The organism is Paracoccus versutus (assembly GCF_000763885.1).
In the GTDB taxonomy this organism is placed as follows: domain Bacteria; phylum Pseudomonadota; class Alphaproteobacteria; order Rhodobacterales; family Rhodobacteraceae; genus Paracoccus; species Paracoccus versutus.
This window is the reverse complement of record NZ_JRKO01000010.1, coordinates 1-14414: the sequence shown is the minus strand read 5'-3', so window position 1 is coordinate 14414 and position 14414 is coordinate 1. Positions and strand designations below refer to the sequence as shown.

Sequence of the window (14414 nt, the reverse complement as noted above, 5' to 3'; positions counted from 1 at the left end):
AAAGCAAAGCCTGTCGATGTCGCTTGATTCCGTCACCGAATACGCACTCTCCTTCAGCGAGGATGCTGTGCATCTGGAACGTCGCGAGCGGGGCCCGCAGGGGCAGGACGGCGTCGCGCCGGGGGCTTGGCGGCATCTGGGCTCGGTCGATTTCGCCTCGCCCGACTTTCACGACGCGCTGGCGCGGCTGCGCGCCATGGCGACCGGGGACGAGGCGGTGCTGCCCGTCGTGCTGATCATTCCCGACGACCAGATCCTCTACACGACGCTGACGGTCGCGCCGGGTGCGGATCGCGACCATGCGGTGGGCCGCGCGCTGGACGGGCTGACCCCCTATGCGATCGAGGATCTGGCCTTTGACTGGCAGGGCGAGGGCGACAGCGTCCGCGTCGCCGCCGTGGCCCGCCAGACCCTGCGCGAGGCCCGCGATTTCGCCCGGCAATACGGGTTCGATGGGCGGGGATACTGCGCCGCGCCGGCCGCGGGACTTTATCCGGGCGAGCCGGTCTTCGTGCTGGAGGCGGCGCCGCGCAGCCGCCCGCAGGTCGATCCGGCGCAGGCCGGCGTGACGGCCTCGGCGCTGCTGATCGAGGAAGAGCCGGCCGAAACCCAGGACGCGCTGGATCTCGACGGCGACGGTTCCGAGGCGCCGGAGGATGCGGCGGAAAATGTGCCCGAGCCGGTGGCTGACGGGGAGGCCGGCGACGATCCGGCCCCGCAGGCGGAGCCGGGCGAGAGGGTCGGGTTTTCCGAGGAAGCTGCGGTATTCATCGAAAATAACATCGAAAAATCTGAGGAAGCTGAGAGGGCTGATCCGGCCTCGACCCCTGAGGAGGCCGCCCCAGCGGAAAGCGATGCTTCGGAGACGCTCGAAGCGGCAGAGCCGGACCAGCCTGACGCGGCTGCGCCGGAGGCCGGACCCGGCTCGCGGCCCGAAGCCGTGCCGCAGGCAGGCGCCGCGCTGAACCCGCGGGCCCGCGCCGTGCATGAACGCGCGGCGGATGCCCGCCGTGCCCCCCGACCGGCGGGCGCCGCCCCGGCCCAGCCCCGCCGTCCCGGCGAACGGGGCGGGCTTGCCGGGCTGATCGCCATGCTGGGCGCGCTGGTCGTCGGGCTGATCCTGATCTGGGCCTTCCTGGTGCCGGACCGGCAGGAAGCGCAGCTTGCCGCAGCCGCCCCGGCCGAGCAGGTGCCGGCGGCCGAAGCCGAACCCGCGCCGGAACCCGCACGGGAACCCACGCCCGCACCGACCGCTTCTCCGTCGGCCGCGACCGAGCCCGCCCCGGCAGAGGCTGCGCCTGAGCCAGCGTCCCAGCCCGCGTCTGCCCCGGCGCCGGAGCAGCGCGCGGCGGCCGAGCCTGCAGCCGCGCCGCTTTCGGCCCTGACCGAGGAGGAACGGCGCCGGGTCATGGTCGCCGCTGCCGCGGTCGCAGCTGCCGTGGTGCCGCCCGCGGCGCAGAGCGCCGCGCCAGCAGCGGCGCCGGAGCCCGCCGCACCCGCGCCGGACGACGCCACGGCCAGCGCCGCCCAGGCCGCCACGCTGCCCGCCGCGACCTCGGCCCCCGCTGCCGCGCCGCCCCGGCCCGCGCCGGTCGCCGCCGGTCTGACCAGTTCGGCCCGGCCGCAGCTTGCGCCGCGCCGCAGCACGCCGCAGACTTCGGCGCCGCGGGCCGATACCGCGCCGCGCGTGCCCTCGAACCCGCTGCCCTATGAGGCCAGCCAGTCCCGTGCCCAGCCCGTCGGCAGCGCGCGGCCGCCCGGACGCAGCCGCGCCGCGCCGCCCGCCGCCGCCGCCCCGACGTCGACGCCGGCGCCGACACCGGCCCCGGCGCAGGAGCCCGCCGTCCAGCCCGTCGCCGCGACCGGCAATGCGATGCTGCGCGGCTCGGCCCGGCCGCCGTCGCGCCCCGAGGGCTCGACCCCCGAGGTTCCGAGCGCGGGCCTGTCTGCCGACGACCTGACCCCGGCCGAACAGGGGCATCTGCGCGACCTTATCCGCGACCTCGGCCGCGATGGGCTGGTCGTGCAGCAATCCCCGCCCCGCGGCGAGCGGCTGGCGCAGGCGCGGCCGCAGCGCAAGCCCGGTTCGGCCAGCGATGCCGCCAGCCCATCGGCCATCGACGCCGCGGTGAGATCGGCGACCACGCCGCCACCAGACAAGCCCGACCATGTCGAAAGCGCCGCCGCGCCCGCCCAGGATTCGGGCGGGCTTTTGCGTGGCTCGGCCCGGCCCCGCGCCCGTCCTGGCGCGTCGGCCGCCATCTCGGCCGCGGTCGCGGCTTCGCCCGCCACGCCGGGCGGGGTGCGGCTTTCGGCGCTGGCTTCCTCGCCCCTGCCGCCCCGGCGCGGCGAGCGCGCGGCCCCCGATGCGGCACCGACGGCCGAGGCCCCGGCCGCTGCGCCCGCGGCCGCGCCCGGACCCAGCGAGGCCGAACTGGCCGCCCGCCGCAAGCTTGACGAGCAGTTGCAGGCCCAGGCCGAGGCGCGCATCCGCGCCCGCGCCGCCGCCGACGCCAAGGCCGAGGCCGAGGCCCGCGCCCAGGCCGAGGCCCGCGCCCGCGCCCAGGCCGCAGCCGAGGAACGGGCCGCCCGCGCCCAACGCCAGGACTACAAGCCGCCCGAGATCGACAACGAGCCCGAGATCGCTGCCAACGCCCTGCCCAAGGGCGCGACTTCGGCCTCGGTGGCCAAGGCCGCGACCCAGGCGCGCGGCATCGACATGGGCCGCACCACGGTCATCGGCATCATCGGCGCCGGCAAGGCCAGCCGCGCGCTGATCCGGCTGCGCAGCGGCAAGGTGGTGACGGTCCGGCTGGGCGACCGCATCGACGGCGGCACGATCAATTCCATCGGCGACGGACGGCTGACCTATGTCAAGGCGGGCCGCACCCATGAATTGCGGATGCTGGACGGGCGCTGACCAAGGTTTCCTGCCAGTCGCCTGGCCATTGCCCGAGCGGCCGGACGATCCCCCCGCGGGCCCGCCGCCCTGTGAGAGCCCGGTGCATCTGCCTGTGGGAAGCCTTCGTGACCTGGGGTTGCATCCTGCGCGCGGGTCGTCCCGATGGCGGTTTCCGGAATGCCCAGCCTCTGCTGGGGTCGTATCCGACATGGGGGGCGGTCGCCCCGCGCCTATCGCAATCATCACCGGCAACGCGACCGGGCATTCCCGCCGAGGCGGTGCCGGACGCGGCCAATCCGTGCCGGGGCCGGTGCGAATCGCCGGCCGGTCTAGCCGTTCCGGCGCAGCACCTGCCCGGCGAGATAAAGCGAGCCGCAGATCAGGATGCGCGCGCCGGGGTGATCCGTGGCGATGCGGCCGACCGCCGCCAGCGCATCCGGGGCGGTGCTGGCCGCAAGCCCCACCGAGGTTGCGGCTGCGGCGGTGTCCTCGGCCGGCAGGGTGTTCGGCTCGCCGGGGATCGCCACGGCGGTCAGGCTGTGCGCCACCCCGGCCAGCGGCCGCATGTAGCCCGCCACGTCCTTGGTGTTCAGCATGCCGCAGACCAGATGCGTCGGCCGGCGCGGCAGGGCGGCCAGCGTCGCCGCCACCGCCTCGCCCCCGGCCGGGTTGTGGCCGCCGTCGAGCCAAAGCTCGCAGGCCCCCGCCGCCTCGACCAGCGGGCCATGGCCCAGGCGCTGCATGCGCGCGGGCCATTCGGCCTCGGTCACGGCGGCGCGAGCCTCGATGCGGCCGAATCCCAGTTCGCGCAGCGCGGCGATGGCGGTGCCGGCGTTCACGATCTGATGCGGGCCGGGCAGGACGGGCAGGGGCAGGTCCATCAGCCCGTGTTCGTCCTGGTAGACCAAGCTGTCGCCCTCGCGCCGGCTGTCCCAGTCCTGCCGGCCGATGCGCAGCGGCGCGAACAGCCGCTCGGCCTTCTGCTCGATCACCTCGCGGGCGACGGTCTCCTGCGGGGCGACGATGCAGGGCACGCGGCGCTTCATGATCCCGGCCTTTTCGCCGGCGATCTCGGCCAGCGTCTCGCCCAGGTATTGCGTATGGTCGATGCTGATGGGGGTGATGATGGTCAGGGCCGGCGCCTCGATCACGTTGGTCGCATCCAGCCGGCCGCCCAGGCCCACTTCCAGCAGCGTGTAATCCGCCGGCGTGCGCGAGAAGGCCAGGAAGGCCGCCGCGGTGGTGATCTCGAAGAAGGTGATCGGCGCGCCGGCGTTCGCGGCCTCGCATTCCTCGAGTGCCGCGGCCAGGTCGGCCTCCGAGATCAGCTCCCCGGCCAGCCGGATGCGTTCGTGGAACTGCGCCAGATGCGGCGAGGTATAGGCATGGACGCGCTTGCCGGCCGATTCCAGCCCGGCGCGGATCATCGCCTGGGTCGAGCCCTTGCCGTTGGTCCCGGCGATGTGGATCGCGGGCGGGATGCTGCGCTCCGGGTTGCCCAGGGCGGCAAGGATGCGGTGTATCCGGTCCAGCGACAGGTCGATGACCTTGGGATGCAGCTGCATGAGCCGCGCGAGAATGGCGTCGGAGGAGGTCATCGCGATGTCGTCTGGCCTAGGCGGAGGCGTTGTCGGCGGCGTTTTCGTGGCGCGGTGCGGCGATGGTGCCGGGCGCGGGCAGGTCGCCCACCACCGGCGCGGGCAGGCCGCCCAGCATGCGCAGGATCGAGATCAGCTCCTCGCGCAGCTTCTTGCGATGCGTCACCCGGTCCAGCATGCCGTGTTCCAGCAGGTATTCGGCGCGCTGGAAGCCCTCGGGCAGCTTTTCGCGGATGGTCTGCTCGATCACGCGCGGGCCGGCAAAGCAGATCAGCGCGTTCGGTTCCGAGATCTGGATGTCGCCCAGCATGGCATAGCTGGCGGTCACGCCGCCGGTGGTCGGATGGGTCAGCACGACGATATAGGGCAGCCGCGCCTCTTTCAGCATCTCGACGGCGACGGTGGTGCGGGGCATCTGCATCAGCGACAGGATGCCTTCCTGCATCCGCGCGCCGCCGGCGGCCGAGAACAGCACCAGGGGCCGCTTGAGCTTTACCGCGCGTTCGGCGGCGGCGATGATGGCATTGCCGACATACATGCCCATCGAGCCGCCCATGAAGGAAAAGTCCTGCGCGGCGGCGACGATGGGGGTGCGGCCGATCTCGCCCTCGGCGACCAGCATCGCCTCTTTCTCGCCGGTGGACTTCTGCGCGGCCTTCATGCGGTCGGGGTATTTCTTCTGGTCGCGGAAGCCCAGCGGGTCGGCGACCGGCTCGGGCACCTTGACCTCGACGAAGACGCCGCCGTCGAACAGCGCGGCAAAGCGGCCGCGCGGGCTGATCGCCAGGTGATGGTCGCAATTCGTGCAGACGTTCAGGTTGTCCGACAATTCGCGGTGGAACAGCATGGTCCCGCATTCCGGGCATTTGGTCCACAGGTTCTCGGGCACCTCGCGGCGCGAGAACAGCGAATTGATGCGCGGACGGACATAATTGGTGATCCAGTTCATCGGCGGCCCCCTGCGCTGCGTTCTGGGCTCAGATATGCAAAGCGGTGCCGAATTGCAATTCCGCGCTGTCCGGGCTTTCATGGCGGCATGTGGACCGAAGCCCTTGTGTTCATGCATTACGCAGCCGCGCTGGCCGTTTCGGTGCGCGTGCTGCTGCGTCCGCGGCTTGAGCCGACGGTCCGCCTGTCCTGGATCCTGGTGATCGAGCTGGTGCCGCTGGTCGGCATCCTGGCCTATGTGCTGTTCGGCGAGATCCGCATGCGGGGCGCCGAGGTCGAGACCATGGCCAATGTCCGCTCGCGCCTGTCCGGCCTGTGGCAGTCCAGCCCCGAAGAGCTGAAGGTGCTGCCCGATTTCGCCGAGCCGGTCATCAAGGCGAATCGCGCCACCACCGGCTTTGCCGCGGTGGCCGGCAACCGCGCCGCGCTGCTGCCCGAGGACGACAGCGCCATCGCCGCGCTGGTCGAGGCGATCGACGGCGCGACCGAGCATGTCCACATGCTGTTCTATATCTGGCTCGACGATCCCTCGGGGCGTTCGGTGGCCGAGGCGGCGATCCGCGCCGCCGGGCGCGGCGTCAAGGTGCGGGCGATCATCGACGCCTTCGGCTCGCGCGCCTTCGGCCGGTCCGAATCCTGGTCGCGGATGAAGGCGGCGGGGGTCGAATGCGTCGAGGCGCTGCCGCTGAGCATCCCGGTGATCGGCGGGCTGTTCCAGCGCATGGACCTGCGCAACCACCGCAAGATCGTGGTGATCGACCATGTGCTGGGCTTTACCGGCAGCCGCAACTGCTCGGACCGGGCCTTTGCCATCAAGCCGCGCTATGCGCCCTGGATCGACGTCTTCCTGGCCATCGAGGGGCCGGTGGTGCGGCAGATGCAGGCGGTCTTCCTGCAGGACTGGATGAGCTATACCGGCGAGGACCTGGGCGAGATGCTGCGCATGACCCGCCCCGTCACCGCGCCGGGCGAGGTGGCGCAGGTCGTCGCCACCGGGCCGGACGAGCGCCAGGGCTCGCTGTCGGACTGCATGGTGACGATGATCCATGCCGCCCGCGAGCGGCTGGTGATCACGACGCCCTATTACGTGCCCGACGCCTCGCTCGATTCGGCGATCCGCACGGCGGCGCGGCGGGGCGTGGACGTGACCGTGATCCTGCCCGAGCGCAACGATTCGCTGGTGGTGCAGGCCACGTCAGAAGGGTTCTATTACGGGCTGGTTTCGGCCGGGGTCAGGCTGATGCTGTTCCAGGGCGGGCTCTTGCATTCCAAGATCATCACCGCCGACGGGCGCATGGCCATGCTGGGCAGCGCCAACATGGACCGCCGCAGCTTCGAGCTGAACTACGAGATGAACATGCTGTTCCTGGGCGGCGACATCACCGAGCGGCTGGACGAACGCCAGCAGGGCTATATCGACCGCGCCCGGCCGATCGCGCTGGAGGACATCCGCGGCTGGTCGGTCCGGCGCCGGCTGCGCAATAATCTTCTGGCGCTGGCGGCGCCGATCCTGTGACGGAGGACGCGATGACGGACCGCAGCAAGGACAAGATCGTGGACGGCGCCGCCGCGCTGTCGCCGGAGGAATTGCGCAAGGCGCTGGCCGACCTGCCCGAGTGGCACATGGCCGAGGACGGCAAGTCGATCCAGCGCGAATGGCGCTTCAAGAACTTCAGGCAGGCGGCGCAGCTGGCCAACCTGGCCGCCTGGCAGGCCGAGGCCGCCGGGCACCATCCCGACATCGCCTTTGGCTGGGGCCATGCCCGCGTCACCTATGCGACCCATTCGGCCGGGGGCGTGACCATGAACGACCTGATCATGGCCGCCCGGCTGGACGCGGCCCTGGGCTGAGGGCGGGCGGCAGCCCCTTGCTCCGCGGGCGGGCTGGGCCTATCCAGAATCCAGCCGGAGGATGCAGCCATGAAGAACAGCCGTTTCGACAAGTCGACCCTGCCCAGTCGCCATGTCACCGAAGGGCCGGCCCGCGCGCCGCATCGCAGCTATTTCTATGCCATGGGCATCTCGGACGAAGAGATCCATTCCCCCTGGGTGGGGGTGGCGACCTGCTGGAACGAGGCCGCGCCCTGCAATATCGCGCTGGCCCGCCAGGCCCAGTCGGTCAAGCAGGGCGTCAAGAAGGGCGGCGGCTGCCCGCGCGAGTTCACCACCATCACCGTCACCGACGGCATCGCCATGGGGCACGAGGGGATGCGCTCGAGCCTTGCCTCGCGCGATGCCATCGCCGACACGGTCGAACTGACCATGCGCGGGCATTGCTATGACGCGCTGGTCGGGCTGGCGGGCTGCGACAAGTCGCTGCCGGGCATGATGATGGCCATGGTGCGGCTGAACGTGCCCAGCGTCTTCATCTATGGCGGCTCGATCCTGCCGGGCAAGCTGGACGGGCGCGACGTGGTGGTCCAGGACGTGTTCGAGGCCGTGGGCCAGCACGCCGCCGGCAAGATGACCGATGCCGAGCTGGAGATCCTGGAGCGCGTGGCCTGTCCCTCGGCCGGGGCCTGCGGCGGGCAATATACCGCCAACACCATGGCCTGCGTCAGCGAGGCCATCGGGCTGGCGCTGATGAACAGCTCGGGCGCGCCGGCGCCCTACGAATCGCGCGATCAATACGGGCTCGCCTCGGGCGAGGCGGTGATGGCGCTGATCGAGAAGAACATTCGCGCCCGCGACGTGGTGACGCGCAAGTCGCTGGAAAACGCGGCGCGGGTGGTGGCCTGCACCGGCGGCTCGACCAATGCCGGGCTGCACCTGCCCGCCATCGCGCATGAGGCGGGCATCCCCTTCGACCTGTTCGACGTCTGCGACATCTTTCGCGACACGCCCTATTTCGTGAACCTGCGTCCCGGCGGCGACTACGTTGCCAAGGATCTGTTCGAGGCCGGCGGCGTGCCGGTGGTCATGCGCGAGCTGCGCCGTGCCGGGCTGATCCACGAGGATTGCCTGACCGCCTCGGGGCGCAGCATGGGCGAGGAACTGGACCTTGTCGCGCGCGAGATCGACGGCAAGGTCATCCATCCGGTGACGGCGCCGCTGTCGCGAACCGGCGGCGTGGTCGGGCTGCGCGGCAACCTGGCACCCGACGGCGCCATCGTGAAGGTCGCGGGCATGGCGCCCGAGCATCAGGTCTTTACCGGCCCCGCCCGCGTCTTCGAATCCGAGGAAGAGGCCTTCGATGCCGTCACCCGCCGCGACTATGCCGAGGGCTGCGTGATCGTCATCCGCAACGAAGGCCCGGCCGGCGGCCCCGGCATGCGCGAGATGCTGGCGACCACCGCGGCGCTGTCGGGGCAGGGCATGGGCAAGAAGGTGGCGCTGATCACCGACGGGCGGTTTTCCGGCGCGACGCGCGGCTTCTGCGTCGGCCATGTCGGCCCCGAAGCGGCGCATGGCGGCCCCATCGCGCTGCTGCGTGACGGCGACATGATCACCATCGACGCGATCCGGGGCGAGATTTCCGTGGCGCTGAGCGACGAGGAACTGGCGCAGCGCCGCGCCGCATGGGCCGGGCCGCGCAAGACGGATTATGCCTCGGGCGCGCTGTGGAAATACGCCCAGCTGGTCGGCAAGGCTCGCTACGGCGCCGTGACCCATCCGGGTGCGGCCGCCGAAACCCACGTCTACATGGATCAGTGACAGGCGGACGCATGGCAATACGCCCTGGTAAATGGCTTGAACGCAAGACCCGAGAGCGGGCTGCACGGCAATGGACGGCGCTGGCCGGAGGCGTCGAGACGCTGCCCTCCGCCCGCCTGCGCCACCTGCGCGAGGAGGCGCGCGCGCTGCGCGGCAGCCTCGACCGCTTCCTGATCGGCGCCGACCGCCGCGCGGCGCGTTCGCGTGCGGCGCTGGATGCGCTGCACCTGCCTGGCGGCACCGACTGGCGCTGGCGCCCCGGCTTCATGGCCGGGCAGGTCACGCCGCGCGGGCTGGCCGGGCCCGAGGCCGGCGACCGGCTGGGCGAGGGGGCGGCGGTCTGGCACGACTGCCCCGAACGCGCGCTGATCTTCGAACAACTGGCCAATGGCGGCGCGACCGACCTGTCGCCCTTTGGCATGCGGCTCGAGGTGTTCGGCTTTGCCGGCAGCTTCCTGTCGCTGTCCATCGACCTGCCCGAAAGCGCGTTGCAGGGCCTGACCCGCAGCCATGTCCTGCGGCTGGAGACCGGCATCATCGCCGAGCGCGCGCTGGAGGTCTATGCCCGGCTGAACATCGGCCATGGCCCGAACACCGACCAGGCCACGCTGCAACTGCGCCGCTTCGAGCCGGGCCATTACAGCCGGCAGGTGACCGAGTTCGACCTTGCCTATATCCCGATGAACGAGAAGCGGCTGGAAAAGATCTGGCTGGACCTGATTTTCGAGGCGCCCCGCATGAATGCGGTCGAGATCCGCGAGCTGTTCTTCTCGCGCCACCTGCGGGCCCAGTTCTGACCCTGGTTCTGACCAAGGAATGTTTTAATGAGTGAATTTGAATCCCTGGGGCTGAAAAGCGGGATCTGGCAGGGGGTGATCCACCGCGACGCCCAGCCGGGCCGGCTGGTGCTGGTGCATATGGGCAGCCGCGTGGCCGAGGCTCGGCTGACCGCCGAAGCACCCGGCCGCTGGCGCGTCGCCGCCGCCATCCCGGTCGAGCGGCTGTCGGAAGGCGCGCAAAGCTTCCTTCTGGTCGAGGACGGGGGCGCCGAGGGCGAGCCGCCCCGGCCCGGTGCCCGCCGCCTGGCCAGCCTGACCCTGGTCGCGGGCGAGATCCTGGACGGCGACCTGCATGCCGAGCTGAGCCTGATGCGCGGCGAGCTGGAGCTGCTCAAGAAGGAATTGCGCCGCCTGGCGGCCGCGCCAGCCTGAGCGCCGGCTTCAGTCCTTGCTCCAATAGCCGTAGCCGCCGAGTTCCGCAAAGCCCAGCCGGTCATAGGCCGCGCGGGCGCCGGCATTGGCGCGGCCGACCGCCAGCGCCAGCCGGGTTGCGCCCTGCACCTCGGCCCAGGTCGCCGCCATGCGGATCAGCCAGCCCGCCACGCCCTGCCGGCGCAGGGCGGGCACCACCTCGATGGCGTGGATCATGGCGACCGGCCCGTCCAGAGCCACGAAGGCCGCGCCGGCCGCGCGATCCTGCATCCGCCCCAGCAGCGCGGTCTTGGGCAGGGCCACGCGCTCCATCACCGCCTGGCGGGCGGCCGAGACATTGCCGTCGCTCCAGATGTCGCGCTGCATGGCCAGCGGCGGCCAGATCTCGAAGGTGGCCAGCGGCGGGACGGGCAGGGCGGTCAGCCGGGCGCAATCGGCGGCCAGGATCGCAGTGGGCGTGCCATGGCGAAAGCCCTGCGCCGCCAGCGCCTGCGCCAGCGCGGCATCGTCATCGGCGACGCGGAACATCGGCCGCTCGTTCCAGCCGCGCTGGATGGCTTCGGCGCGGGCGATGTCGGCCTCGGTCCAGTCGGGCCGCGCGGCGCGGGCCGAGCTGACGCGGCCGCCGCCGCCCCGGCCGCGGCCGACCAGGAAACCGCCGGCCGGCGCATATTCGGCGGCGGGCCAGGTGGTCTCGAAGGCGCGGGCGATGTCGGGATCGCCGATCACAGGGCCAGCCTTTCGCGCAGCAGGGTCATGGCGTCGGTGACGCGCTTGTCGTCCAGCCCGCGGATCACCAGGCTGGTGCCGTAGCGCTGCCCGCTCTGGAAGGGATAGGAGCCGAGCGACAGGTCCGGGAAGGCATCGGCCACGGCGCGCAGCTCGTCGGCCACGTCGGATTCCGGGCGCAGCACCTCCAGCGCCTCGCTGACCGAGGGGCGTCCGGTCGGCAGGCCCGGCACCACCGCCTCGACCATGGCGCGGAACACCTCGGGCACGCCGGCCATGACATAGGTGTTGCCGATATGGAAACCCGGCGCGGCGGAATGCGCGTTGGGGATCAGCGCCGCGCCCAGCGGGATGCGGGCCATGCGCAGGCGGTTGCCGGTCACTTCGACGCCGCGCGCCTGCCAGCGCTCGACCATGACGCGCCGCGCCTCCTCGTTGATCTCGATGCCCACGCCGAAGGCGGCGGCGACGGCATCGGCGGTGATGTCGTCATGCGTCGGCCCGATGCCGCCCGAGGTGAACAGCATGTCCCAGGCGCCGCCCAGCGAGCAATCCAGCGCCCTGATCGCGGCGGTGATCTGGTCGTGGTCGTCGCCGACGATGCGCACTTCGCGCAGGTCGACGCCGATGCTGTTCAGGACCTGCGACAGGTAATGGGCATTGCCCTCGCGCGTGCGGCCCGAAAGGATCTCGTCCCCGATGACGAGGATGGCGGCGGTGGGATTGTCGGATTGCATCGGCGCGCTCCTCCTGGCGATCTGGCTCCTTGCGCAAATGTATAGGTCCGCCCGAGGGGCTGGAACAAGTGGCGGCATGGGACTATCTGTGGGACGGACCAGCAGGACGACGCCAAGGGGACGCCATGAACGACGCACGCCAGACCCGCGAGGGAATCCGCATCCACGACCCGCAGGACTTCCAGGGCATGCGGGCGGCCGGGCTGATCGCGGCGCAGATCCTGGACGAGGTCGGTCCCTTGGTGCAGCCCGGCGCCACCACCGGCGGCCTGGACGATTTCATCCGGGGCCGGGTCGAGGAACTGGGCGCCACCAGCGCCACCATCGGCTATCGCGGCTACCAGCACGCCAGCTGCATCAGCGTGAACCACGTCGTCTGCCACGGCATCCCCGGCGACAAGATCCTGGCCGAGGGCGACATCCTGAACATCGACGTGACGGTGATCGTGGACGGCTGGTACGGCGACAGCTCGCGCATGTATGTGGCGGGCAGGCCCAGCGTCAAGGCGCGCCGGCTGATCCAGGTCACGCATGACGCGCTGATGTGCGGCATCGAGGCCGTCCGTCCCGGCGCCACCTTCGGCGACATCGGCTGGGCGATCCAGTCCTATGTGGAATCGAACCGCATGTCGGTGGTGCGCGACTTCTGCGGCCACGGCCTTGGCCGCAGCTTCCACGCGCCGCCGAACGTGCTGCATTTCGGCCGTCCCGGCAAGGGCCCGGTGCTGGAGGAAGGCATGTTCTTCACCATCGAGCCCATGGTGAACCTCGGCCGGCCCGAAACCAAGATCCTTGCCGACGACTGGACGGCGGTGACGCGCGACAAGTCGCTCTCGGCCCAGTTCGAGCATTCGATCGGCGTGACCGCGGATGGCTGCGAGATCTTCACGCCTTCGCCAAAGGGCCTGTTCTTCCCCGAGCTGGGCTGACTTCCCGGATCCGGCTTCTTCGTTCCGAAAATACCCATGCGACCGGGCAACCGTCGCTGCCGCATGGGTATTTGTGAAACGGAGAAAAACGCAGGCCGGTGTACAAGGGCCAGGCCTGCGCCCGTTTCACCGTATGGCAAATACCCATGCAACACCGCCCGCCGGCGCGGCGTCAATGCTTGCGGATGGTCTCGCCCGGCAAGATGGTCGGGGCCAGCGCGATGATGCCGTTCTCGGGCCGCGCCTCCTTGCCGGCGACGATGCGCGCCGCGCGCCGGCCGATGTCGATGCGCCGCGCGTCGGTGGTGGTCAGCCGCATCGGCAGCCCGTCCAGCAGCTCGACGCCGTTGAAGCCCGCAAGCCCCAGCCTGCCGGGAATGTCGTAGCCATTCTCCATGCACCACAAGAGCCCGCCGGCCCCGATCATGTCGTTGGAGAAATACAGGAAATCCAGCTCCGGCTCGCGCGTCAGGATGCGCTCGGTCATCTCGCGCCCCTTCAGCAGCGACGAGCCGCCCTGGTAATATTCCCGCGCCGCCAGCTGCACGCCGCGCTCGCCCAGCCGTTCCTCGAAGCCGGCGAGCCGCTTGCGGGCGCGATGGTCCTCGGGCATGTGCGTGCCGATGAAGCCGATGCGGCGATAGCCGGCGGCCAGGATCTCGTCGGCCATCTCGGCCCCGGCCCGGCGGTGCGAGATGCCGACGGCGGTGTCGATCGGCGTGCCGTCCACATCCATGATCTCGACCACCGGCAGGCCGGCGTTGTCCAGCATGGCCCGCGCCGCCCGGCTGTGTTCCAGCCCGGCCAGGATCACCCCCGAGGGCCGCCAGCTCAGCATGTCGTAAAGTACCGCATCCTCGCGCGAGGGGCTGTAATTCGTCACGCCCACTACCGGCTGCAGGCCGGTATCGTCCAGTTCGGCCGAGATCCCGCCCAGCACGTCGGGAAACACCATGTTCGACAGCGACGGGATGACCACCGCGACCAGGTTCACGCGCTGGCTGGCGAGCCCGCCTGCGATCTTGTTGGGGACATAGCCCAGCGTGCGGGCGGCGGTCAGCACCTTCTCGCGCGTGGCGGCCGAGACGTCGCCCCGGTTGCGCAGCACGCGGCTGACGGTCATCTCGGACACGCCTGATGCTTCGGACACATCGCGCAGGGTCAGTGGGCGGCGGGGTCTTTTCGTGTTCATCGCAACTACCGGGACGCAATCATGTTACCGTTATCTTTTCCGCCCGGCCGCGGCAAGCTTGCCATTTTCGCGGCCAGAGGGCAAAAGAGGCCCCAGGCGGCCCCGTGGCTCAACTGGATAGAGCAGCCCCCTCCTAAGGGGCAGGTTACAGGTTCAAGTCCTGTCGGGGTCACCATCAGCCCTTGCATGTGCCTGATGATTGCCTGACGCGCTGCAAGGCTTTGCCATCCTCATCTTGGACCCGTTTTGCTAAGGCGGCCATCGGCTCGCCGCTGAGAATCGCCGTCATGGATAAAGCGCATCCGGCTGCCAACGTGGCGCTAGGCCGACTAAGCCGCCCACCGTTCGCGGTTCGACCGGATCAGGCGAGACAAAGGAGGTGCTTCTTGGGCCCAGGTGATGGGGGGAAGGCGCCGCCTGCAGCCTCTGAGACTCCTGGCCTTTGTTGTTATTTGGTTTGATTCTCGTGTTTTTGTTCCTGCGTTTGCTGGGGAAAGGGGGGCTGGTTTGGGGG

General features: G+C 70.6%; 12 protein-coding genes and 1 tRNA gene. 8 read left to right on the top strand and 5 right to left on the bottom strand.

Translation table 11 applies throughout. The annotated features are described in order from the left end of the window. Positions 1–16 precede the first annotated feature (16 nt). Complete coding sequence (locus IT40_RS28380; RefSeq protein ID WP_036751679.1) at positions 17–2920, top strand: hypothetical protein; 2904 nt, start codon at positions 17–19, stop codon at positions 2918–2920. 311 nt (positions 2921–3231) lie between these two features. On the opposite strand, the gene IT40_RS05700 is transcribed toward IT40_RS28380, so the two are convergent. Further along, positions 3232–4500, bottom strand: a complete 1269-nt coding sequence (locus IT40_RS05700) for a bifunctional folylpolyglutamate synthase/dihydrofolate synthase (protein ID WP_116171298.1) — start codon at positions 4498–4500, stop codon at positions 3232–3234. A gap of 16 nt (positions 4501–4516) precedes the next feature. Beyond that, entirely contained in the window at positions 4517–5449 is a 933-nt protein-coding gene (accD, locus tag IT40_RS05695; RefSeq protein WP_036751675.1) for an acetyl-CoA carboxylase, carboxyltransferase subunit beta, read from the bottom strand. 111 nt (positions 5450–5560) lie between these two features. Between accD and cls the strand changes: the two genes are divergently transcribed. From cls to IT40_RS05670, 5 genes are all read left to right on the top strand, one after another. Further along, positions 5561–6964 (top strand): cardiolipin synthase, encoded by a 1404-nt coding sequence (cls, locus tag IT40_RS05690; RefSeq protein ID WP_243700312.1) that lies wholly within the window; start codon positions 5561–5563, stop codon positions 6962–6964. Between the two features lie 11 nt (positions 6965–6975). Beyond that, entirely contained in the window at positions 6976–7299 is a 324-nt protein-coding gene (locus IT40_RS05685) for a 4a-hydroxytetrahydrobiopterin dehydratase (RefSeq protein ID WP_036751671.1), read from the top strand. A 69-nt stretch (positions 7300–7368) separates the two neighbouring features. Beyond that, positions 7369–9102, top strand: a complete 1734-nt coding sequence (gene ilvD / locus IT40_RS05680) for a dihydroxy-acid dehydratase (RefSeq protein WP_036751669.1) — start codon at positions 7369–7371, stop codon at positions 9100–9102. Positions 9103–9113: 11 nt separating this feature from the next. Beyond that, positions 9114–9899: a DUF6478 family protein gene (locus IT40_RS05675; RefSeq protein WP_036751667.1), complete on the top strand. Its 786-nt coding sequence runs from the start codon at positions 9114–9116 to the stop codon at positions 9897–9899. Positions 9900–9926: 27 nt separating this feature from the next. After that, on the top strand, positions 9927–10313 hold the full coding sequence (locus tag IT40_RS05670) for a hypothetical protein (RefSeq protein ID WP_036751665.1): 387 nt from the start codon (positions 9927–9929) through the stop codon (positions 10311–10313). Between the two features lie 9 nt (positions 10314–10322). Here the strand turns inward: IT40_RS05670 and IT40_RS05665 are convergent, their stop codons facing one another. Beyond that, entirely contained in the window at positions 10323–11042 is a 720-nt protein-coding gene (locus tag IT40_RS05665) for a GNAT family N-acetyltransferase (RefSeq protein ID WP_052095759.1), read from the bottom strand. Continuing rightward, complete coding sequence (locus IT40_RS05660) at positions 11039–11779, bottom strand: competence/damage-inducible protein A (protein ID WP_036751663.1); 741 nt, start codon at positions 11777–11779, stop codon at positions 11039–11041. The genes IT40_RS05665 and IT40_RS05660 overlap by 4 nt, the downstream gene beginning before the upstream one ends. A 125-nt stretch (positions 11780–11904) precedes the next feature. On the opposite strand from IT40_RS05660, the gene map reads away from it, so the two are divergent. Beyond that, positions 11905–12708: a type I methionyl aminopeptidase gene (map, locus tag IT40_RS05655; protein ID WP_036751661.1), complete on the top strand. Its 804-nt coding sequence runs from the start codon at positions 11905–11907 to the stop codon at positions 12706–12708. Positions 12709–12880: 172 nt separating this feature from the next. On the opposite strand, the gene IT40_RS05650 is transcribed toward map, so the two are convergent. After that, positions 12881–13900: a LacI family DNA-binding transcriptional regulator gene (locus IT40_RS05650; protein WP_084196878.1), complete on the bottom strand. Its 1020-nt coding sequence runs from the start codon at positions 13898–13900 to the stop codon at positions 12881–12883. A gap of 98 nt (positions 13901–13998) precedes the next feature. On the opposite strand from IT40_RS05650, the gene IT40_RS05645 reads away from it, so the two are divergent. Further along, a tRNA-Arg gene (locus IT40_RS05645) sits at positions 13999–14075 on the top strand. Positions 14076–14414 lie beyond the last annotated feature (339 nt).

Bases quoted from the DNA above. Each gene is read 5' to 3' on its own strand.
- IT40_RS28380 (WP_036751679.1), top strand. From the start codon at position 17: ATGTCGCTTGATTCCGTCACCGAATACGCACTCTCCTTCAGCGAGGAT.
- IT40_RS05700 (WP_116171298.1), bottom strand. From the start codon at position 4,500: ATGACCTCCTCCGACGCCATTCTCGCGCGGCTCATGCAGCTGCATCCC.
- accD (WP_036751675.1), bottom strand. From the start codon at position 5,449: ATGAACTGGATCACCAATTATGTCCGTCCGCGCATCAATTCGCTGTTC.
- cls (WP_243700312.1), top strand. From the start codon at position 5,561: ATGCATTACGCAGCCGCGCTGGCCGTTTCGGTGCGCGTGCTGCTGCGT.
- IT40_RS05685 (WP_036751671.1), top strand. From the start codon at position 6,976: ATGACGGACCGCAGCAAGGACAAGATCGTGGACGGCGCCGCCGCGCTG.
- ilvD (WP_036751669.1), top strand. From the start codon at position 7,369: ATGAAGAACAGCCGTTTCGACAAGTCGACCCTGCCCAGTCGCCATGTC.
- IT40_RS05675 (WP_036751667.1), top strand. From the start codon at position 9,114: ATGGCAATACGCCCTGGTAAATGGCTTGAACGCAAGACCCGAGAGCGG.
- IT40_RS05670 (WP_036751665.1), top strand. From the start codon at position 9,927: ATGAGTGAATTTGAATCCCTGGGGCTGAAAAGCGGGATCTGGCAGGGG.
- IT40_RS05660 (WP_036751663.1), bottom strand. From the start codon at position 11,779: ATGCAATCCGACAATCCCACCGCCGCCATCCTCGTCATCGGGGACGAG.
- map (WP_036751661.1), top strand. From the start codon at position 11,905: ATGAACGACGCACGCCAGACCCGCGAGGGAATCCGCATCCACGACCCG.
- IT40_RS05650 (WP_084196878.1), bottom strand. From the start codon at position 13,900: ATGAACACGAAAAGACCCCGCCGCCCACTGACCCTGCGCGATGTGTCC.